This is a genomic window from Aporhodopirellula rubra, from assembly GCF_014192335.1.
Classification (GTDB): Bacteria; Planctomycetota; Planctomycetia; order Pirellulales; family Pirellulaceae; genus Rhodopirellula; species Rhodopirellula rubra.
In genome coordinates, this window is the sequence record NZ_JACHXU010000025.1 from 77,374 (window position 1) to 98,394 (window position 21,021).

Sequence of the window (21,021 nt, forward strand, 5' to 3'; positions counted from 1 at the left end):
CTGTAGCGTCCTTTGGTCAGCGATGCTTTGGATTGCAATTGATTCAATCAAACACTGCCAAACGTCTTGATGACTTACGCAACAGATTGGGACGTGTTAAGTAACTGCGTCGATGACGGTTTGCGACATTTGCAGGGCGGGTGAAGCCAAAAATGCAAGATTACCCCACGCGAACCGTTGCCGCACGTCGGGAGCGAGTGCCCAGGTGGGAAGATTTTCGAACGATGCGATTTGCTCGATCAGGAGAGCTCGTTCGGTTCCGTCGTCTGGAGTTTGCCCTAACGCGGTTGGTTCCTGATTGAGTTTGGATAGTTTTGCGCTGAGTTCGTCGACACGCGTTTGCATGCCGTCTTTTTGTACAGCCATGAGTTGATGGACGAACCATAGTGGCAGCACAAATGCGAGTATTTCGATTCCTAGCGTGAGGAAGAAAAACACGAGGTAGGTGTTCTTCCACTGCAACGCAAATTCGGAATCGATGCTCGGCCAGAGCGTCGTCCAAGTTGGAATCACCAACACCCAGAAGGCGAGGAATGCGACGGGCAACGCGGTGACGGTCGCTTGATGAAAATAGAAATCACCGATCGGTCGTAAACCCGCGGCGGAGTCGGAGTGGCCGGGGATGACTTTGAGTTTGACGCAATCGTCGGCCAAGTGCTTTCCAAAGAATCCGTAGGAGATTCCGCGACCCACATACCGGCCGACGAATCGAGCTGCGATGGCTTCCAGGATGACTTCGCCCATGAACCAAACCCGGTCGAGGGTCGGCAACGCGTTCCATCGCGCACCTGCATAGACCCATGCGTACGCGAGCAGCAAGATTGCGGGAAACAGGACACTGCCGATGGCGGCGGCTTTTTGAGCCCGTTGACGGACGCGTGCTAGCAACTGCTCGAATTCTTCGGGAGTTGCTTTGATCGCGTCTCGGTTGTGAAGCCGGCGAAGCATTTGTTCGAATCGGTCGCTCAGTCCGCCTGCGATCACGATCCCGACCATCAACAATCCCCACGCGGAGACCGTCGCCCATTTGGCAGGGTTCATCGCGATCAACGCGTCGCGGTACACCGTGCTCACAATCGCGAGCGAGGCAAGTGCGAACAGAAATTCCCGTCGCACGGTGAAGCGATTTTTTTTGTGAACTAGCGTGTTCGTCGTACCCATCTCTCGATCCTTTGCCCGCCTCAGGAGCGGCGAACCTCAACGGCACCGGTATTTCGGCGGGGCCGATATTCACAGAGCCCTGGATTGACGACCCGTGTGTGAAAATACACAGGCCGAATGACACCCATACGCAATTCACGCTGTGACCGCCAGATCGTTTGATGCGCCGGGCTGCCTTTGCGATGTCGGCCAAGGGGCAGACGCGTGATCGAAAGGCGGAGATCGATCGATGGAGGTGCGTGCCGGTGGGCGGCGTGAACAGAGGTGGAGGTCATCCGCGATGGGCGGAGGCGAGAGGAGAATGTTGCGAACCTTCCCGCAGTGGTGTTGGTCCTGTGCGGTATTCTGCGAAGACCCGTGTTTGGCTGCCGCCGGTGTCCCACTCTTCGCAATCACTTAGCACGCCGGTCATGGTTGTTCGATAGCACACCGGTCATTGTTGCGGTTCCGCGAAAGTCCCTCCGTTGAAATCCGTCATCCGCCGCTACCGACGTTCGTTCGAAGGATTGCCACGATCGGCCTGGATACTCGCGTTGGTGATGCTGGTCAATCGTTCGGGGGCGATGGTGCTCGCATTCCTGTCGATCTACTTGAGCCAAGAATTGGGGTGGGGCGAACGGTTCGCCGGTTATGCCATTGCAACGTACGGTTTGGGTGCCTGCGTCGGTTCGTTCACGGGTGGACGTTTGGCGGGACGGTTTGGCGCCTATCGGGTGCAGCAGACTTCACTGGTCAGCACCGCGATCGGATTCATTGTGCTCTCGCAAATGGACAGCAAGGCCAGCGTTTTGGTGACGTTGTTCTTGGTTAGCATCGCGGCGGAGTCGCTACGTCCGGCGAACGTGACAGCCATTGCGGAGTCGGTTCCGACGCAGTTGCATCGGCGTGCGTTTGCGTTGAATCGTTTGGCGTTGAACCTCGGCTTTACGTTGGGGCCCGCGATGGGCGGTTTCCTCGCTCAATACAGCTACACGTGGCTCTTTTTCTCTGACGCGTTGTTCTGTTTGTTGGCGTTTGGTCTTTTGACCGGGATGCATCATGCCGAACATCGACGCAACTCGGTTGGTACATCATCGTCACTGGCCGAACGTGCGATCAACGAGTCCGGAGAATTGGCCAGCACGAGACAGTTACTCTGTTTCGTCGCTGCGTCGTTTGCGATGTTCCTTGTTTTCTTTCAACTGATGAGTACCCACCCCATTTTCCTTCGCAACGAATATGGAATGGTGGAATGGCAGATCGGTCTCCTGTTTTCGATCAATACGTTGATCATCGTGGCAACCGAAATGGTATTAGTTGAATCGTTACAACGCTTCAGTGACCTCCGGATCATTGCCGTGGGCGCGTTCCTGAGTTGTGAAGGGTTTGCGGTGTTGAGCTTCGGATCGAGTTACCACTTCGCCGTTGTGGCGGTGCTGGTCTGGACCGTGGGTGAAATGATCGCGATGCCGACGATGTTGGCATATGTCTCTCGTTCATCACCGGTCGACCTGCGTGCAAAGCGGATCGGAACCTATTCAACGACGGTGTCGCTCGGGTTTGTGATCGCCCCGTTGCTCGGTGCCTGGTGTTACGGCATTCATCCACGGCTGATCTGGTGGATTGCCGGAGCGATGGGCCCCGTCGTGTTGATCGCGTTTTGGCGACTCGACGCGTGGTCAACGCGGGCGGTTCATGCGTTTGTTCGTCGACCGCAATGGCACGACATGTCGATTGAAGATGCGCGTCAGCGTTCGATCCGCGACTCCGGTATCGAACGTGTTGAACCTTTCGCGTGATCCGAAACGCGACGCGTACGATTGCAAAACCGACGCATGCCGGTGCCAATCTCATTCATACCAACGATCCCGTCGCGATCCTCGTGATTAGCGAAGGATCGCTTCCTCGCCATCGGATACGCCGGAGACGAGGCGGATTTCCGGATTGAGCGGTTGAGGTTTGGCCGGTTTGCGCGGTTGTTGGGTGAGGTTCGTGTTTTTCTGAGGCAGAGCGAGAAGCAACCGCATCATTTCTTCGGCCGCACCGGTGGCAACTGTTTTGATAGTTTCTCGATCGGTCTCATCACCGAATTCGTAGGTGACGGCAGTGACGCCGAGCGTTCGATCGACCCACGCTTTGCTGGTGCTGCGGTGTGCGTTGTGGTTGTCGTCGACGGCGACGTTGTATCCCGGGAATCGATCTTGGATCGAGGCGAACCATTGACGCGTGAACCCTGCGGGGAAGACACGGGCGTTTTGAGGTGGGATATAAAACACGTCGTCGTAGGTGCTGTGAAAATCAACGAACAGACACAGTCGATCGTGTCCGGCGCGGCGGCATTCGAGCAGTTGTTCGCGAACGGCCCGCGTTTCGGGCTGAGTGAAATGGGACCAGTCACGATTGAGGTCAATGCCGTTGGCGTTGCATCGCCAGTGACCGTGGTGCACGCCGTCTGGATTGACAGTCGGCACGACCAGGGCGGCGAATCGTTTACGGAACTGTTGTGCGATTTCGGATTCGGACGCGAGAGCATCGACGAAGTGCACCATGCCGATCGCCCCGGTGACTTCAGGCGGATGTTGCCGGGCGATCAGGAAAACGTAATCGGGCTTTTCGCTTTCGGTGATCGTCAATTGCTCGACGGCACGTCCTTGGACGGAACGTCCGATACGTTTTTTATCAACGTGAGGTAGTTTGGTGAGTTGGTTGGACCACTGAGAGATTTCGTCGGTGGAGAGCAACTCTTGGCCGGCGATCCACAGCGGTTTGGAGTCAACGGGGACACGCAGTTCGACGTCTTGGCCGGAATTGCTGGCGCTGGAGATCAACTCAGTGGCCGATTGCCACGTCTCTCCGTCGCGGCTGATTTTAGGTTCGTAACGGTGCGAGCCGCCAACGTAGTGCAGGAGAATCCGGATGGTTTGTTCTCGTTGTGACTGAACGCGAAATGCGTACCAGGCACTGTCGTTGATCGGGTCTGACTCTGGCGCGATGGTCATCGCGAACGTATCATTGCTGATCTGCGTGCATTGATTCATCCGTCCGCCGGGGAAGTCGCTCGTGATCGAGATGTCACCGTTGCGACTTTGGAAGTCGGAGCCTCCGCGGCGTAAGTTTCCTTCTGCCGCGGCGTTGGTTTGAAGACTGACACTGATCACAAGGATCAAGGCGGCCGTCACAACGAAGCTCTCGGTGAGCGTTTGAACGACGGAGGGAATTCGACGTTGGGATCTCATGCTCGGCACTCCTTGCCAGTGAATGTCATCAATTCAGGAACCGACCGGTGGCGCCGGTCGACACTTGATTTATGTGCATGTGACCCACACGGGGTCTGCAACGGTGGGGAACCGCTGACCGAGTGCAGTGCATGCTCCTCGGGGGCAATCGGATTACGATTTTCCCGAGAAAAAACCGACCACCGCAGGGCCAGCCCTCATGACTGGAGTGGGTCGGTTAGACATTGTCACCCCGCAATCCGTCTGGATCGCTGAGTGGCAAAATCGACTTTAGGTGAACATGATCGTTGAAGGCAAGATCAACCGGCCGGGTGCTGATAGGGTGCCCGGTAGGTGCGTTTGAGTGCGGCGGTTGCCTCGGAATCCCCGGGAATCGTGTGGGTTGAAGGGTCAAATTCAAGCGTCCGGCCCAGTTGCATGGCGTTGTTGGCCATGAAGCACGAGGCACTGCTGATATGCCCCTGTTCGATATCGGCCACCGGTTTGCTGCGTTTGTCGATCGCGTCGAGAAAATCTCGCATGTGACCGCGAATCGCGGAGGCGACGTGCAGTTCCATCTTCCAATTTTTGACGTCGGATTCGTCGCTCGGGTATCGATCGAGTTCGATGAGCGGCTCGCCACTGAGTTTTTTGCCACCACCGCGGGGTTCGAAATCATACCGCTGGACGCTGAGTTTCAGTGTTCCGCGGTCGCCGTAAATGATCGCCGCCCAAGGGTACTGCGGGTCAGGGGCACTGCCCCAACTGCGGTGCGTCCAGACCACATCGAGTTCATCGAAATCAAATGTTGCGGTTTGAGTGTCGGAGATGTTTGCGATTGATTCGGTTTGAACCTGGATGCCACCGACGCTGCTGATCCGACGCGGCCATCCGAGGCCGAGTTGCCAGCGAACGAGGTCGAGCATGTGGACGCACATGTCGCCGACAATTCCGTTGCCGTATTCCATGAACGCTCTCCAAGAACGCGGATGGATGACTTCGTTGTAACCTCGCATCGGGGCCGGACCGGTCCACGTTTCAAAATCGAGGTGCTCCGGCGGTGCGATGATCGGAGGATTTTTGTTCGTGCGCATGTGGTAGTAGCAGCACACTTCCGCGAAAGCGACGTTGCCGAGCAAGCCTTCGTCGACGACGCGTTTCTTTGCTTCGATCAAATGCGGTGTGCTACGCCGTTGCGTTCCCACCTGGACGACGCGTCCGGTCGCGCGTGCGGCGTCGAGCATCGCTTTGCTCTCGAGCGTATCCACGCCCGTGGGTTTCTGAACGTAGACGTCCGCGCCCGCGTTCACGGCGGCGATCATCGCCAGAGCGTGCCAATGGTCAGGCGTCGCCACCAGAACGATGTCGAGATCCTTCTCGGCCAACATGTCGGCAAAGTGGGCGTACGTCCGCGGCCGATTCCCTGATTTCTGACGCGATTGCATGAGGTCCGCACACTCCTCGAGCAATTTCGAATCGACGTCGCACAGCGATACGACCTCCACGGGTTCAACGTTGAGCAGTTGCAACAAATCGCATTTGCCGTACCAGCCGCAGCCGATCAAACCGACCCGGCGGGGTGTGGTATTTGGTGCCGCATACGCTTGATTTGCGATCAGGGCGGCGGTCGAGGCGGCGAGCGTGGAGCGAGTCAGGAAGGAGCGTCTGTCCATGGCGATGGGACCAATCACGATGAAGTTACGGTGGGTGGGGAAATATGCGGCGGGTTGGTCGCGAAAAGGTTTTACGCGGAAAGGCTCCTCGTGGAACAGTGTTTCGCAGACCATCTCGTCTCGGAATGTTCGTACGCCAAAAGCACCGTTGGCGAGAGCGGCCGCGATTGTTGTGGCAATCACGCGTCACACCCTGTCGGTCTCCTCAGGCGAATTCTTGTTTAAGAGAACACGTCGAGTTGGGGCAGGAAGCTTTGGAGATGGTTAAAATCAAAGCGCCAGCCCGGGCGCATTTTACCGTAACGGTGATCGCGGTTGGTTTCCTGCGACGCAAAATCGCAACGCGTTACATGCTTTCGCACAATGGATGGATCGGGCTGGCCGATTCCACCAGTTCGCGGATCGTGACGCCCGCGAAAGCGGCCTCGGTTGCCGCGTAGGCTTTGTCCAGTTCCGCGTGCAGCGGACAGAGTGATGTATGGGATTTCAGTCCCAAGGGGCAGTTCCGAATTCGCTCGATCGGGGCAACCGTATTGACCACGTCCAAAATCGTGAGTTTGTCGATGCTTTGGCACAGCTCATAGCCGCCTCCAGGGCCCGGTCGTGACGTGACAAGCCCCGCCGCCGCTAAGTCCTGCAGCACGCGCGTCAGGTAACGCCGCGGTACCTTGGTCTGTACCGCGAGTTGGTCCGCTGAAATGGGACTACCAACTTGACTGCCCATGCAAGCGATGGCCCTCAGAGCGTACTCGGCTGTTTTAGATAGCATGCTGATTGACGATAAGACGGACGAATGACCCTGACGTGCTCAATTGCTCAAACCTGCACATTGACATGTAGATAGCCATTCTATACCATGTTGTGTAGTTATGAAGGGTTCCGAGACGCTCAATTTGAAAGAAAATTCGGCTTCCCGTCTATGCTAACTGCCCATCCAGCCCGCCAAATCCACTGGAATCTCGCCGATGAACCGAATTCAATACCCGATCATCCCATTCTGTTTGGGCGTTTTCCTGGTATTGCGGATCAGCGGTATGGCGACCGCGCAGCAAAGTGGGTACGAACGACCCCCGATTGATTACCTCAATGCTGAGGTCCACGATCCGGTTGCGCGGCTCGCTGATCGCGTCAAGTCGGGTGATACTGAATTGCAATACGATTCCGATTTCGGATTCCTCCGATCGGTGTTAGATGAATTGGACATCCCGGTCAGTTCCCAGGCACTCGTGTTTTCGAAAACGAGTTTGCAACTGACACGGATATCACCCCGGCGTCCACGTGCGCTGTACTTTAGCGATGATGTCTATGTCGGTTATTGCCAGCGTGGCGACGTGCTCGAATTTGCATCAACGGATGCGAAACAGGGTGCGACGTTTTACACGCTCGAGCAAACAGACAAAAAGCAACCCAAGTTTGTCCGTGACCGTGGCGGATGTTTGTCGTGTCACGCGTCGAACCGAACGCAGAACGTTCCGGGATATCTTGTGCGAAGCGTCTTTGCGGATGCGGCGGGGCGACCGAAACTCGGCAGCGGCACATTCACGACGGATCAGACCAGTCAATTTCATGATCGTTGGGGTGGTTGGTATGTCACAGGAAAGCACGGCACCATGCGGCACATGGGGAACACCATCTGCGTCGACGATGAAATGACGTTTGATCGCGAATCCGGTGCCAACGAAATGGACTTGAGTGATCGATTTCAGACCGATGCCTACCTGTCACCACACAGCGACATTGTTGCGTTGATGGTGTTGGAACATCAGACACAAATGCACAACGCGATCGCGTCGGCCAACTATGAGACGCGTCAAGCGTTGCATCAGACTTACCAAATGAACGCGTTGCTCGAACGACCAGAGGATTTCGTCAGTGAAAGTGCTCAGCGCCGGATCGCGGCGTCGACGCAGAACGTGTTGAGGCATCTCTTGATGTGTGATGAGTTTCAACTAACCGACGAGGTGAGCGGATCGACATCGTTTGCGGCTGATTTCGAAGCCCGTGGAGCGCGCGACGGTAAGGGACGATCCCTGCGGAATTTCGATCTCAAGACTCGGTTGTTCAAATACCCATGCAGCTATTTGATCTATTCCGACGCGTTCGGCGGTTTGCCCGATGAGGTTCGATCAAAGGTCTTGGCAGGGTTAGTCGAAATTCTCGAAAACAAAAACGAATCCGATGAGTACGCTCATTTGACGAAAGCCATGCGGGCCGACATTTTGGCGATACTTCGAGAAACGATGCCTGAGCTGCGAGAAATGACGCTCGCAAAAAGGTAGCGTTTTCGCGGTCATTGATTTTCTTCGACATGATCCGACGAGCGTTGCCGTACGCTGCGCCGGAGAGATGCCATCGCAGCGGCGTCGCGTTCTCAAAGTCTCATTACTTCAGCCGCGAGATCCAGTGTTTGGCGAAGTCGATCAAACCGCTGTAGTGGAATGATCCGTCGATGTAGTGTTCGATTACGTAAAACGCGAAATAGTACGCACGGCAAAAACTCCAGATCGTCAATCCGAGGAGAAAGGCGTTGCGGAAGGAGAGAATCGAACTGAGCAGCAGGCCAGCGGACATGCAGCCGAGCAGAAAAAATAGTCCGCCTTTGACAACAATCAGCGGCTTTGACTCGATGTCGCCGCGACGCGATTTAGTTTTGGTCATATCGTTTTCGTAATTTTTCGGGAGAAACACCTCGCGCGAACGCGACTTGGATTTGCCAGTTCAGGCAGGTTTGAGCGATCACGCCCCGTCGAAGCCATCGTCTCGGGTCAACCACGACCGGGCCTGGCAACAAACGAGGACGACTTCTCTGACGCAGTTGCGCCGACAACATCACGTCTTCCATCAGTGGGACATTGGCGAAGCCGCCGACATCTTCGTACCAATCACGTCGGACAAAGATCGCTTGATCGCCAAACACTCGGCCCAGCGTTTTGGCTCTCAAAGCATTGCCCGCTTCGAGCATTCTGAATCGCCATCGCCGGTCATTGATTCGTTGATGGAAACCACCCCAGCAGGGCCAGTTCGCCGCTCGCATCTGGTCGATCGCGTGCTCGTGTAAAAGGCAATCGGCATGCAAAAAGAGCAGGAAGTCTCCGTTCGCGGTGGCCGCACCATGCGCGAGTTGTTGACCACGTCCGGTCGGGCTGTCGAGTACAATCACACGTTCGCGTTGACGGTCCGCGAATTGACGTACTTGTTGCACGGTGTTGTCTGAGCTGCCTCCATCGCTGACGATGATTTCGAGCGGGTGGAGTGCTGCTGTCGACGTGAGGCATTTCGTGATCGCGTTTGATTCATTCCACGTCGGGATGACGACGGAAACCGATCTGCTCGATGATTGATCTTGCTCGCGATTCACTGTCCGAAACTTCCTACCTCCCTGAAATGCCCGATACCGATGCCAAACAGTCTAGGGTTTGATTCTCAAATGGGTACCCGGTTCGAAACGCCCTTTTGCGATCCCGTGGAGTCGTGTTTTCGAAGTGTCGATCAGGTGCATGATGAGCGAACCTGGTGCAGGTCCTTCGTGTACGCGTTCGTTTTTGTATTCGCGGTTTTGTTCGCGACGATCGATCCGGTGGGCGCGAACGCCAGCGATGACAGTGAAGTCTCGCATCGGGTATTGCTGCACGGGAAAACGGGGCTCGTTATCGTGGAACGCGATGGTTCGGTTTCATGGCAGATGCCATGGGGCGGTATTCACGACATTCATGTGCTCGATAACGGACATCTGTTGACCCGCCAAGGTTCCGCGAAGGTCGTCGAAATCGACCCGGCGACGAACGCAGTCGTTTGGGAATACGACAGCGCGTCGGCGAACGGGAACGCGGGAAAACGAGTGGAAGTGCACGCATTCGAAAGGCTCGCAGATGGAGCGACGATGATTGCGGAGTCGGGACCGGCGAGAATCATCGAGGTTGATCGTGACGGAAAGTTGCTCCATGAAGTGAAACTCGTCGTCGATCACCCCAACCCTCACACGGACACTCGTTTGGTTCGGAAACTCGAGAACGGTCACTACCTCGTTACGCACGAAGCCGATGGTAAAGCTCGTGAATATGATTCACGGGGCGATGTGGTGTGGGAATACGAGGTCCCGATGTTCGAAAAGGTGTCGCGGCGAGGGCACGGGCCAGAAGGTTTTGGCAATCGGCTGTTTTCGGCGACGCGACTCGCTAATGGGAACACGTTGATCGGCGGTGGCAATGGGCACTGCGTTCTCGAGGTGACTCCGCAAAAACAAATCGTCCGTCAGATTCATCAGCATGATCTGCCAGGGATCCGTTTGGCGTGGGTGACCACAGTGGAAGTTCTCGGCAACGGTCATTGGATGATTGGAAATTGCCACGCCGGTCCTGGCCAGCCGATTCTGATAGAGGTTGATCCGGAAACTAACGCAGTGATCTGGACGCTCGACCGTTTCGACGATTTTGGCAATAACGTTTCGAACTCGACGGTCATCGACCGCTGACGTACGTGATGGCGTTGGTGGACGCTATGCAGACATCCGCGGAAACGAATAGGATAGTTGTCGAGGTGGTTTGCAAATGATTGGGCGTGCGTGTGTCCTGTTTGCCAGTGTGAATCACGCTCATGGGTGCAACCGAATAGCAACAGGTGAACGATGTTTTGGCAGACGTGGTACGAATACCGCATCGACTACGTCCTTTTCTGCGTCATTATTTTGCTCGCCTATGCCTTCGTGCTTCGGCATGTCGCCAAGGTTACTCCGCAACGACTGGTCGATGAATCGCCGTTGCCGCAGGAGGAGAACGATAGTGAAGACCCGGTGTCGGCGATCGAGAATCGGTTGCCTCCGTTCCGTTTGCGATTGTCCTTCTTTGTGCTCGTCGCCACCCTGGCGGTCGGTTACGTGTTGGTGGAATGGGTTGATCGTCTGCAGCGGCAGATACTTCGCGAACAACTGATCGGAATCGCGCCGACGTACGCGATTGAATTGCAGGAGCTCGGTCATGCTGCGATCACGCCGGAAACACCGGCTGATGATCCTCAATATCTGCGAATGATCGAGGCTCAGAAGCGATGGTTGTCCGTCAATCGTCAGGTGGCAGATATCTACACCTTTCGAATGGCAACGCCCGAATCGCGGGCGTCATTCAGCCAAACAGAAGACGTCGAGTTGGTTGATGGGCAAGACCTGTATCAGTTAATTGTCGATTCGGAGACGGATTACGATCACGATGGGAAGTTTACCGGGAAGTTGGAGTCCCGAACGAAGATTGGTGAGTTTTATTCCGATGTGAATTTCGAAGAATTGCGTCTCGCGTTTGAAGGTGAGATCGTCTTTGCGAGAATTCCGCATCACGATCGTTGGGGATATTGGGTTTCAGCCCACGCACCGATGTGGGATGAAGAGGGAAACGTCGAAGCACTCGTTGGCGTTGATTTTTCTGCGACCCGGTATGCTCGATCGGTTGTTTGGACGCGTTTGAGCTTGATCGCAATCCTCGCCACGGTGGTGTCGCTGTATTTGTCGGCAATCGCAATCATCGGCATTCTCAAAGGGAGTCTAGCGCATCAGGCGATCGGTCGTCGACAGCTTCGCAAGCAGCGGGACCGGGCGACGCAGGCGGCTGCCGAGGCTCGACGAGCGACGCAGGCCAAAAGTCAATTTTTGGCAAACATGAGTCATGAGATCCGCACACCGATGAATGGCATCCTGGGCATGACCGAACTGTTGCTGCGGAGTCCGCTGCGGCGGGAACAGCACCGATTCATGACGATGATCAAGACGTCCGCGAACGGATTGTTGAACGTCCTCAATGATGTGCTGGACTTTTCGCGAATCGAAGCGGGACGGATCGAGCTCGAGGAGGTTCCGTTTGTTCTGCATGAGTTGATCAATCAGACCGTCCAAGCCGTTGCGGGAGGGCGGCAGTTCGTCAATTCATTGGCCGAAGGTGCCGTCGCGCCTTCCTCGGCAGGTGAAGTCGAATTGGCGGTTCGGATAGCGCCGGGAACACCTAACTATTTGATTGGCGACCCGACACGTTTGCGTCAGGTCTTAGTGAACCTAGTTGGCAACGCATTGAAGTTTACAACGCATGGTGAAGTCATTGTCGAGGCGAGTGCGGATCGCGACGATACGATGCTCGATACGAATGTCAATTTTATCGATTCGCCGTCGAGAGTTCGGATGATGATATCGGTGCGTGATACCGGGATCGGAATGACGAAGACGCAGAAGGAAAGAATCTTTGAAGCCTTCACTCAGGCGGATGCATCGACCACGAGGCAATACGGAGGCACCGGATTAGGACTGGCGATCAGTGCACGATTGGTTGAGCGGATGGGCGGGCGATTGGGCGTCGAGAGTACGAAGGGCGTTGGCAGTCGATTCGAGTTCGACGTTCCGTTGCGGGTGCAATCCAAGGCCGAGGCGAAATTCGCGGCGGCCAACCTCCACGCGAAAGAAATCCGCGGTACCCGATTGTTGGTGGTCGATGATCATCGGATCAACCGAATCATTTTGAAAGAGTTGTTGGACGATGCTGGGTGCCATGTCGATTGTTTGGAAGACGGTGCGGATGTGGTCGATACATTGCGATCGGCGCAGGATGCGGGGCGTGGTTATCAGTTGGTGCTACTCGACTACATGATGCCGAAACTCGATGGCCGCGACGTGGCTCGTCTGGTACGTGACGACGACGAGGTCTGCGATACCCCGATTGCTTGGTTGTCATCGATGGGGGCCGAAATCGAACACTATTGGGTAGAGGAATTAAATATCCTTCGTTGTTTGACCAAACCGATATCGCCTACTGATTTGATGACGTTGGTCGCCGAAGCGGTTCGCATGCATCCGGAGAAATCTGGCCAGGCTCAAGCCGGGCACGGTCACGCAGATGGCGGGCAAGATGAATCGATGCAAGCCGAATCGAATGCATCCAATATGCAGAGCGGGGAAAACGCCGATTCGGAAAGCACGTTTGGTCGATGCGCTGTCTCTCGAGCAATCTTGCTCGTTGAGGATGGTGGAATCAACCGAGTGGTCGCTGAAAATATGCTGCGTGCCCGCGGTCACGATGTCGTCGGCGTCGCGAGTGGATTCCAAGCCATCGAACGGCTTCGGAATGAGAGATATGATGTCGTGTTGATGGACGTTCAAATGCCAGAGATGGACGGGTTCGAAACGACTACGTTGATCCGCACGACATTGCCCGAACCGGTCCGGAGTATTCATATTATTGCAATGACCGCCCACGCGATGAGCGGTGATCAAGTTCGTTGTCTCGATGCGGGAATGAATGACTACGTTTCCAAACCCTATACACCGGAGCGTCTATTTGCCGCAGTGGAAGCTGGCGATGCCTCGGACGAAGCGAGTGATAAGACGGACGAGGCACTGGCGGGCGAACACGATGATGAAGATGATTTGACCAACGGGAGGCCAAAGATGAAAGCGAATCCTGCGATCATGCTCGATGCGACTCTGGATGTAGGCGATGGTGAATTGGGCAATGGGGATACCGGGAGCAAGCCGACTGCGAACGGATCGGAGCAATCGAGCGAACTGTCTGCAGACGCCGAACCAACTCTCGATGCTTTGGAATCGATCGATGAGTCAGTATTACTACAGAACGTCGGCGACGATTGGGAATTCCTTGCAATCATGAGCGAGACGTTTGCCGAGCAGTGGCCACGGCAAATCGAGGATCTTTCCGGTGCGATCGATCGCGGTAGTGATGCCGAGGTTGCGGCGAGTGCTCATCAACTCAAGGGAACCGCATCCGCCCTCGGTGCGGTGGTCTTACAGAGAATTGCCGGCGAGTTGGAAGAAGAGGCGCGAGACCGTGTCGATCTGGCCAACGGCAGGGCGACACCGAGCGGGCAAAATCCCGAAACCTTTCAAAAAGTTGTGCCGAGTGAAAAGTGGTACACGACTAGGAATGAGCTTCGATCTGGAGGAGAATCAGTTGCAAATCGGTTGAAACAAATTGCTCAGTCCCGGCAACTCTAACTCATGAAACTGCTGATCGCCGACGACAATCCGGTATGGCGAAAGCTGATGCAAGCGGCGATTGCGCCATGGGGATACCGCGTCGTGTTTGCGGAAAATGGCCGTGAAGCACTCGATGCCTTAGAGTCGGATGATCCGCCCCGTTTGGCTCTTCTTGATTGGCAAATGCCAGAGATCGAGGGCGTCGAAGTTTGCCGCCGAATCAAGCAGAATCCCGAGGCTCCGTTCACGTACATCATTCTATTGACGAGTCGTGATCGCGAAGAAGATATGATCGAAGGGCTCGATGCCGGGGCCGACGACTATCTGACCAAACCGATCGTTGCCGCGTTGTTGAAGAGCCGGTTGGCGTCGGCGCGACGTATCGTCGAGGCCGTTCCACCGGCGCAGTGGACGAAGCCGCAGGTGGATGGATTTGATATTCATCACTTGATCGGTAAAGGTGCCTTCGCGACGGTTTGGAGAGCGACGCATGTTGCGACCGGACGACTCGCGGCGATCAAGATCATTCGTGCGGACCTTGCCACGGACCTCGTGTTCGAACGGTTCGCTCGCGAAGTCCAAGTGATGCGTAAGATGAATCATCCGGGGATCGCAGCGATCTATGCGAGCCACCTTGAGCGGGACTTTGCTTATTACGCGATGGAACTAGTCGACGGCGAGTCGCTCGGACATTACGTGGCGTCACAGAAGCCGAAGGCGACAAAAATTATCGAGATGATGGCTCAGATTTGCGATGCGCTGCAGCATGCTCATTCGCAGAACATCATTCACCGCGACGTCAAACCGTCTAATGTGATGGTCGGGCGTGATGGGCAACCGAAACTCGTCGACTTCGGGTTGAGTAAGTCGATGTTTCGAGCGTACGGGGGACCGTCATCGAACGAGACCAGTGAAGGATCCGTGCTCGGAACGCCATTGTTCATGTCACCAGAACAAGCCAGAGGCGATGCCGATCGTGTCGATCATCGCAGCGATCTCTACGCCGTCGCGACAATGTTGTACTTGTTCTTGTTGCGAGAGCATCCGCACGGAGCCGGTTCGATGGGCCGCGAAGAAACGATCCAAACGATCGCGACCACGGAAGCGAAACGGGCCTCCAGCATCAACGAAAAGTTCAACCCGCAACTCGATGACATTTTGGCGAAGTGCCTTGCCACCGAACCGGATGAGCGGTACCAAACCGCGGGTGAGTTTGCGACCGCCCTGCGAGGTTTTCTGCACGACCGCGCCGCTTCCCGAAGCGGATTGTAAACCATCGTTTTTCGAATGGCTCAGCCCTCGAGAAGTTTGCCCAGCAAGCCGAGTAAGAATCCGAGGACGGCTCCGAGGGATGGGAAGCTGCTGCGTTTCAATGGCACCTGCGGAGCGATGTCCTCAAAGACCAGATAGAGAATCCCGGCGGCCGCGAACACCTGCATCCATCCCATCACGCGCGGGTGATCCGACAGCATCCAAAAACCGAACGCGCCCAAGATCGGGCCGAGCAGTGACGCAGCGAAGAACGCCCACAGGATTTTGGATTTTCGCATCCCGCCACTGATGAACTCTCGATAGGAATTGAATCCCTCGGGAAGGTTCTGCAACGCGATGATCAATGCCAGCAACATCACGCCGCTCTTTCCCGTTGCGATCGTTGCACCCAGTGCGATCACCTCGGGGATGAAATCTGACAACATTGCGACAAGCTGTGACGCGGAGGATTCCGAACGATCGAGCAGCACCTGCAGGCCCCAGAAAAAGAGCCCTCCGGCCGCGAACGCGAGCACCGATTCCCATGTCGAAATCGTCTTGATGCCCTCGGGAATTAGAACCAACGCGACGGCCGAAATGAGTGCCCCGCCCCCGAAGGCGATCACGGTATGGCGAAACTCTCGCTCGAGCCAATGAGGGCGAATGTGTTCTATAGAGGCGACGAGGCCGCCAATCGGGATGGCGGCTCCCGCAAGTGCGGTCAGCACGAGAAGCTCGACGATGGGACTCATAGCGAATTCAGTATGGCGTTTGATTTGGAGGGAATGAATGGTGTTGCGCGGCGAAACGCCTGTTCGGAGTCTCTCGATAGGAAATCCAAGCCACCTGCCTGCTGTGGCGGGTTTTTTGATTGCCTGGCACGCGAGATAAGTCTCCGGTCGTGGTACTTGCTTTCTCCATTGTGCATGAACTGTTGGTTGTTCCTGATGCCTTAGGGAACTAACTTGTGTGCTGCACAACACGTCGCAAATGTCTGGCGTTGCCCGGGCGTTGTGCCGTCTGTTTGTCGTCGTGACCGATGTGTGAGTGTTGTCGTGCGAATCGATCGATCCCCGGTTCTCGCGTGCGGAGGATCCGCCGGATCGCATCCACGACGGCATTCGCCTAACAGGTTAGTGTTTTGGCAATTGGTTGCGAATCGGCGGTTGCCGACGCATGCCGTGCTCGCACCGCGAGACGCCACCCATCACGATCAGTCCCCACCCTTCTTTGAAGAACATCACATGAAACTCGCCTTTTTCTTGTCGGCTGCTTGCCTTTTGCAGTGTTTGTATTCGGTGACGTCGGATGCGGCGTCAGGCGATCAGCCCAATGTTGTTGTGATCATGGCTGACGATCTGGGGTACGGCGATCTTTCGTGCTATGGGGCGACGTCGATTTCGACGCCGAACATTGATCGCTTGGCGTCCGAAGGGATTCGATTCGAAAACGGCTACTGTTCGGCATCGACATGCACGCCGACACGGTACTCCATGTTGACGGGAACGTACGCGTTTCGAAGACCAGGGACCGGCATCGCGCCACCCAATGCACCCGCGATCATCAAGCCGGGGACCGAAACGGTAGCCTCGATTTTGAAGAACGGTGGCTATGCGACCGGCGTAGTCGGAAAGTGGCACTTGGGACTCGGTGGCGGTGACGGACCGGATTGGAATGGCGATCTCAAACCGGGGCCATTGGAGATTGGATTCGATTCGTGTTTCTTGCTGCCGACGACGAACGATCGGGTGCCACAGGTCTACGTGCAAGACCACCGCGTGCTGAATCTCGATCCGTCCGATCCTTTGTGGGTGGGGAGAAAGAGTCCCAGCCCCGAGCATCCCAACGGCATTACCAATCGCAATTCATTAAAGTTGGATTGGTCGCACGGTCATAACAACACCATTCACAACGGGATCAGCCGCATCGGTTTCTACACCGGCGGAAAAGCGGCCCGCTTCCGCGATGAAGACCTCGCCGACAAGTGGATCGAGAAATCAAACGAGTTCCTCGAAGAGCATCGCAGCGAACCGTTCTTTCTGTTTTTCTCTTCGCACGATATCCACGTACCGCGAATGCCACACGAACGGTTCCAAGGAATATCACAACTCGGATTGCGCGGTGATGCGATCCTCGAGTTTGATTGGTGTGTAGGCGAGTTAATGAAGACGCTCGAGCGACTCAACCTTTCGGAAAAAACGCTCGTGGTTCTTTGTTCGGACAACGGTCCTGTTCTCGACGACGGGTACAAAGACGAAGCGATCGAGAAGATTGGTTCGCACCGCGCGGGCGGGCCGTTTACCGGTGGAAAGTACAGCGTCTACGAAGGCGGCACACGCACGCCCTTCATCACGCGTTGGAAAGGAAAAATCCAACCCGGCGTGAGTGATGCGATTGTCTGCACAATTGATTTCGCGGCGAGTTTTGCCGCCTTGGCGGGGACTTCCCTTCCCGAAGGTGCATCGCTCGACAGCATGGATTTATCCGATGCGTTCCTGGGCGGCCCCTACGCCAAGGGACGTGATTCGCTGGTCCAACAGGACAATGGTGGAAACGGAACGTTCGGATACCGATCCGGTAAATGGAAGCTACATCGCTACGATCGGAAAAAAGCACGCAACGTGGTCGTTGAGACGTCGCTGGCAAACACACCCGTCCCTAAGTACATGTTGTTTGACCTCGAAGCCGATCCGGCAGAGAAAAACAATGTGATCGATGAGTATCCGCAGGTCGCGGAGAAGCTAAAAACGGAATTGACGTCGCTTATCGAAAACGGACGTTCTCGATAGCGGGATTGGGTTTGGGGTGATCTCCGGTGGCGGATTCGGCTGCCTCGGAGGAACCGGTGTGGAAGAACGAGTGTCGCAAAAACTCTTCTGAGGCGGCGGTACGGCCTCGATCCATCACCTCTTCGGGGTTCTGGAAATCGAACCACGAAATGCCCGTCAGTTCGGGACGAATGTGGACGTCGGCGAGTTCTGTTTTCTCGCGCCGGAGGATCTGTTCGCCGATGTCTTGCATTCGCATCATCACATCCATCGCGGTGTCAAACTTTTCCATGCGAGCGTTTCGTTGGCCGATGTCGACCAGGATCGTTAGGTCGTTCGCATAAGCACTCGCGACGGCGGTCGGGATGGAATCGACAACACCGATATCGCATAACAGCATCCCGTTATGTTCGACCGGAGGGAAAATGCCTGGCAGTGCCATGGAAGCGTGGATGGCTCGACGCACCGAACCGGATTCCAACACCACGCGGTGACCGCTTCGCAGGTCAGCGGTGACGATGCTTAACGGCATCGGCAGATCCGAAAACTCGACGTCGGGAATCAACTCGTTGATCGACGCGGTCAATATCGCATCGTGCAACAACGATTGTTGAGTCACGGCGCGTGTCAAACGACGATGAGCCGAGTAGAGATACTTGGCTCGGTCGTACCACGCCATGATTCCCGTGCTGGCGGTTTCGTTGGGGACGTTTGCGGATCCGAACAACTGCTGTTGATGATGATCAAAACCGGGCGAGTCAAGGAAACCCATCACCCTGCCTTGGACGTGAAGGATGTCATCGTCGATCGCGCACATGGCGCCGATAAGTGCTCCGATACTGACGCCCACATAGCGTTGGACCTGAACGCGAGTTTGCTTCAGCACTTCGATGACGCCGAGATGCGCCAGACCACGCGCGCCCCCACCACCGAGCGCGACGACGGCACGGCGTGTTCGGTTTGGCGTTGGGGGCGTTTTCGTCCGAAACGGGATCAGGTTGGGGATGTTCATCGTTGGCACTTTCCTCGTGAAATCGAAGGTTTCCTATTTGTAGGGCATCATGATTTTTCCGGACTGCACTCCGTCGAGTGCTGACCAACCCTCCGCTGCAATCCGTGCGCCCAGTCCGGTGACGTTCCGGAAGTCCCGATCGCTCGGTTTACCGCCCTCCATTCGCAACCGCAATTCACGACAGATCACATCTCCGGCGGTTCGTGTGATCGCGTCGTTGCTGCGCCCGGCATAGAGGCTGGTCACCAACATCACGACGGCGGATTGAATGTCGAGCGAGAGTGCCGACATGCGACATTGTCGATCAGCGAGTTTCAGTTGGTACGTTCGCATCGTCGAACTTACTTTCATTCCACTGTCGGAGAGATACTTGCGGGCGAATCGGACATGCCGTTGCAAATCGGAGTCGTTCACTCCCGAATCGCGCCAGTTGGCCGGTCGTAGTGTTTGTCGTGCGAACCATCCGGCGTATCGAAACAGTGGTCGGCGGAGAGCCCACGCATGTTTCGGGTTGAGCGGATTCGGTTTGGAAACACCGAGTGCGTGCAGGGCATGACCGATCGGTTCGAAATACTCCTTGCCGTGATGTTTGACCATCGATTTGAAGAACGCCATTCCTAACACCTCGCCCTCGCCTTCGTAGATACAAGGTGCGAGGAAGTCATGAACGTTGTCACCGAACAGATGTCCTTTTAAGAACGATCGGCCGCCGTGGGTTTTCATGAACAATTCGATCGCGGCTTCTTTTTGCATCTCGCTACCGAAGATTTTTGCGATGATGCATTCCATTTCGCCGCGGTATCCCTGATCGAGTAGACCCGCGCACCATGCCGACAGCGCATCGCATGCGACAATCATTCCGGCCATCCGTCCGATACGGCGACGGATCAGTTCACGACGCTCGATCGCGAGTCCGTAGGTTTCTCGATAAGCCGCCCATGGCAACATTTCGCTCATCATCCAACGCATCGCGCCAGCCGCATTGGCACAGAGCGAAACACGTCCGAGGTTCAGCCCGTGATAAGCGATCGTCAGTCCGTCGCCTTGGATCGGCATGAGACGATTCTCTTTGGGAACGCAAAAGTTCCTAAATACCAATCCGTTGTTGTGAGCACGCCGCAGAGCGTAGATGTCATAGCGGTTCAGCGAAAACGTTTCGTCGGTGGTGGCAGGGAGATCGACGATCAACACACTCGGTACGTTCTCGATCATGCACACGAGGCCGATAGTGCGTCCGGGTACCGCGTTGGTGATGAAAAGCTTTTCGCCGTTGACGATGTATTCATCGCCTTCGAGAACCGCCGTTGTTTTCAAGGCTGTTAAGTCGCTGCCCGCACCCGGTTCGGTTAATGCGAACGCGGACAGGGTGCGTCCGTCGGCGAGTGTCGGAAGGAACCGCTGTTTCTGTTCTTTATTGCCAAAGGAACGAACAGGGTCGACGGCGCCGATGCAACCGTGTACCGATGCGAGCCCGGCGACGGTGGGATCGATCGTTGCCATGCGTGTGATCATGTCGGTGAATTCACGCATGCTCGCGCCACTGCCGCCGTACTCGCGATCGACCAGCAATCCCCAGTAGCCGACCGAACCGAGTTCCGCGATCACCTTTGTCGTGATCTTTCCGTCTTCACCGAACAATGTGTTTTCGTTGCGGTGTTTGCGAACGATAGTGAGTGACTGCTCGACCACGAGAGCGACCGAGGGCGAAGGTTGCAGTGGTAAGGACGAGAAATCTTCCGTTGCGTTGCTCTTTGCCCAAACGGCACGATGCACGGGGCTGTTGACGGTTTGGTACCGCGGTGCGAAGAGGGCTTCGACTTCATCGTCGGCGGTATCCAAAACGCCCGTGCGTTTGGCTTCGTCCGCAGACGCACCGCCCAGACGCAGTGCCACCTCGGCAAACGAATCCTTTTTAACCGGTTGCGTTGTTGGTTCGCGGGCGTTGTCGAGGTCGGTGGTGTTGTGAAAGTCGGTACTCATCGGAAACTCCAATATTGAG

General features: G+C 55.9%; 15 protein-coding genes. 6 read left to right on the forward strand and 9 right to left on the reverse strand.

All coding sequences use genetic code 11. From position 1 onward, the window contains the following. Positions 1-96 precede the first annotated feature (96 nt). Entirely contained in the window at positions 97-1,116 is a 1,020-nt protein-coding gene (locus FHS27_RS25365) for a hypothetical protein (RefSeq protein WP_315854696.1), read from the reverse strand. Between the two features lie 509 nt (positions 1,117-1,625). On the opposite strand from FHS27_RS25365, the gene FHS27_RS25370 reads away from it, so the two are divergent. Beyond that, entirely contained in the window at positions 1,626-2,939 is a 1,314-nt protein-coding gene (locus tag FHS27_RS25370) for an MFS transporter (protein WP_184308327.1), read from the forward strand. 87 nt (positions 2,940-3,026) lie between these two features. Here FHS27_RS25370 and FHS27_RS25375 read toward each other — a convergent pair whose 3' ends face one another. The 3 genes from FHS27_RS25375 to FHS27_RS25385 all read right to left on the reverse strand — a co-directional run bounded on the left by FHS27_RS25375 (position 3,027) and on the right by FHS27_RS25385 (position 6,797). Further along, the gene (locus FHS27_RS25375) at positions 3,027-4,376 is read right to left on the reverse strand and encodes a M14 family metallopeptidase (protein WP_221225385.1); all 1,350 of its coding nucleotides are present in this window, start codon (positions 4,374-4,376) and stop codon (positions 3,027-3,029) included. Positions 4,377-4,675: 299 nt separating this feature from the next. After that, positions 4,676-6,028, reverse strand: a complete 1,353-nt coding sequence (locus FHS27_RS25380) for a Gfo/Idh/MocA family protein (protein WP_184308427.1) — start codon at positions 6,026-6,028, stop codon at positions 4,676-4,678. A gap of 346 nt (positions 6,029-6,374) precedes the next feature. Next, on the reverse strand, positions 6,375-6,797 hold the full coding sequence (locus tag FHS27_RS25385; RefSeq protein WP_184308331.1) for an Rrf2 family transcriptional regulator: 423 nt from the start codon (positions 6,795-6,797) through the stop codon (positions 6,375-6,377). 196 nt (positions 6,798-6,993) lie between these two features. On the opposite strand from FHS27_RS25385, the gene FHS27_RS25390 reads away from it, so the two are divergent. Next, positions 6,994-8,307, forward strand: a complete 1,314-nt coding sequence (locus FHS27_RS25390) for a hypothetical protein (RefSeq protein WP_184308333.1) — start codon at positions 6,994-6,996, stop codon at positions 8,305-8,307. Between the two features lie 103 nt (positions 8,308-8,410). On the opposite strand, the gene FHS27_RS25395 is transcribed toward FHS27_RS25390, so the two are convergent. Together FHS27_RS25395 and FHS27_RS25400 are read right to left on the reverse strand one after the other, a co-directional pair. Further along, positions 8,411-8,686 carry a hypothetical protein gene (locus tag FHS27_RS25395; protein WP_184308335.1) on the reverse strand — a complete coding sequence of 92 codons (276 nt, stop codon included), beginning with the start codon at positions 8,684-8,686 and terminating at the stop codon, positions 8,411-8,413. After that, positions 8,673-9,386 (reverse strand): TIGR04283 family arsenosugar biosynthesis glycosyltransferase, encoded by a 714-nt coding sequence (locus tag FHS27_RS25400; protein WP_184308337.1) that lies wholly within the window; start codon positions 9,384-9,386, stop codon positions 8,673-8,675. Before FHS27_RS25400 ends, FHS27_RS25395 begins: the two co-directional genes overlap by 14 nt. A 69-nt stretch (positions 9,387-9,455) precedes the next feature. Between FHS27_RS25400 and FHS27_RS25405 the strand changes: the two genes are divergently transcribed. The 3 genes from FHS27_RS25405 (at position 9,456) to FHS27_RS25415 (ending at position 15,263) form a co-directional block, all read left to right on the forward strand. Then, complete coding sequence (locus FHS27_RS25405; protein WP_184308339.1) at positions 9,456-10,499, forward strand: outer membrane protein assembly factor BamB family protein; 1,044 nt, start codon at positions 9,456-9,458, stop codon at positions 10,497-10,499. 153 nt (positions 10,500-10,652) lie between these two features. Beyond that, entirely contained in the window at positions 10,653-14,009 is a 3,357-nt protein-coding gene (locus FHS27_RS25410) for a hybrid sensor histidine kinase/response regulator (protein ID WP_184308341.1), read from the forward strand. A 3-nt stretch (positions 14,010-14,012) separates the two neighbouring features. Beyond that, a complete protein-coding gene (locus FHS27_RS25415; protein WP_184308343.1) occupies positions 14,013-15,263 on the forward strand; it encodes a protein kinase domain-containing protein in 1,251 nt (416 codons plus the stop codon). A 20-nt stretch (positions 15,264-15,283) separates the two neighbouring features. On the opposite strand, the gene FHS27_RS25420 is transcribed toward FHS27_RS25415, so the two are convergent. Next, positions 15,284-15,994, reverse strand: coding sequence for a ZIP family metal transporter (locus FHS27_RS25420; protein WP_184308345.1), 711 nt, complete (start codon positions 15,992-15,994; stop codon positions 15,284-15,286). A 492-nt stretch (positions 15,995-16,486) separates the two neighbouring features. On the opposite strand from FHS27_RS25420, the gene FHS27_RS25425 reads away from it, so the two are divergent. Then, on the forward strand, positions 16,487-18,031 hold the full coding sequence (locus FHS27_RS25425; protein WP_184308348.1) for a sulfatase family protein: 1,545 nt from the start codon (positions 16,487-16,489) through the stop codon (positions 18,029-18,031). On the opposite strand, the gene FHS27_RS25430 is transcribed toward FHS27_RS25425, so the two are convergent. Together FHS27_RS25430 and FHS27_RS25435 are read right to left on the reverse strand one after the other, a co-directional pair. Then, a complete protein-coding gene (locus FHS27_RS25430; protein ID WP_221225386.1) occupies positions 18,006-19,022 on the reverse strand; it encodes a patatin-like phospholipase family protein in 1,017 nt (338 codons plus the stop codon). The two genes, FHS27_RS25425 and FHS27_RS25430, sit on opposite strands and share 26 nt — an antisense overlap. A 33-nt stretch (positions 19,023-19,055) precedes the next feature. After that, positions 19,056-21,002, reverse strand: a complete 1,947-nt coding sequence (locus FHS27_RS25435; protein WP_246420911.1) for an acyl-CoA dehydrogenase family protein — start codon at positions 21,000-21,002, stop codon at positions 19,056-19,058. Between the last annotated feature and the right edge of the window lie 19 nt (positions 21,003-21,021).

Excerpts from the sequence above, each read along its gene's own strand:
- FHS27_RS25375 (WP_221225385.1), bottom strand. The coding sequence starts at position 4,376 with ATGAGATCCCAACGTCGAATTCCCTCCGTCGTTCAAACGCTCACCGAG.
- FHS27_RS25380 (WP_184308427.1), bottom strand. The coding sequence starts at position 6,028 with ATGGACAGACGCTCCTTCCTGACTCGCTCCACGCTCGCCGCCTCGACC.
- FHS27_RS25385 (WP_184308331.1), bottom strand. The coding sequence starts at position 6,797 with ATGCTATCTAAAACAGCCGAGTACGCTCTGAGGGCCATCGCTTGCATG.
- FHS27_RS25390 (WP_184308333.1), top strand. The coding sequence starts at position 6,994 with ATGAACCGAATTCAATACCCGATCATCCCATTCTGTTTGGGCGTTTTC.
- FHS27_RS25395 (WP_184308335.1), bottom strand. The coding sequence starts at position 8,686 with ATGACCAAAACTAAATCGCGTCGCGGCGACATCGAGTCAAAGCCGCTG.
- FHS27_RS25405 (WP_184308339.1), top strand. The coding sequence starts at position 9,456 with ATGGGTACCCGGTTCGAAACGCCCTTTTGCGATCCCGTGGAGTCGTGT.
- FHS27_RS25410 (WP_184308341.1), top strand. The coding sequence starts at position 10,653 with ATGTTTTGGCAGACGTGGTACGAATACCGCATCGACTACGTCCTTTTC.
- FHS27_RS25415 (WP_184308343.1), top strand. The coding sequence starts at position 14,013 with ATGAAACTGCTGATCGCCGACGACAATCCGGTATGGCGAAAGCTGATG.
- FHS27_RS25420 (WP_184308345.1), bottom strand. The coding sequence starts at position 15,994 with ATGAGTCCCATCGTCGAGCTTCTCGTGCTGACCGCACTTGCGGGAGCC.
- FHS27_RS25425 (WP_184308348.1), top strand. The coding sequence starts at position 16,487 with ATGAAACTCGCCTTTTTCTTGTCGGCTGCTTGCCTTTTGCAGTGTTTG.
- FHS27_RS25430 (WP_221225386.1), bottom strand. The coding sequence starts at position 19,022 with ATGAACATCCCCAACCTGATCCCGTTTCGGACGAAAACGCCCCCAACG.
- FHS27_RS25435 (WP_246420911.1), bottom strand. The coding sequence starts at position 21,002 with ATGAGTACCGACTTTCACAACACCACCGACCTCGACAACGCCCGCGAA.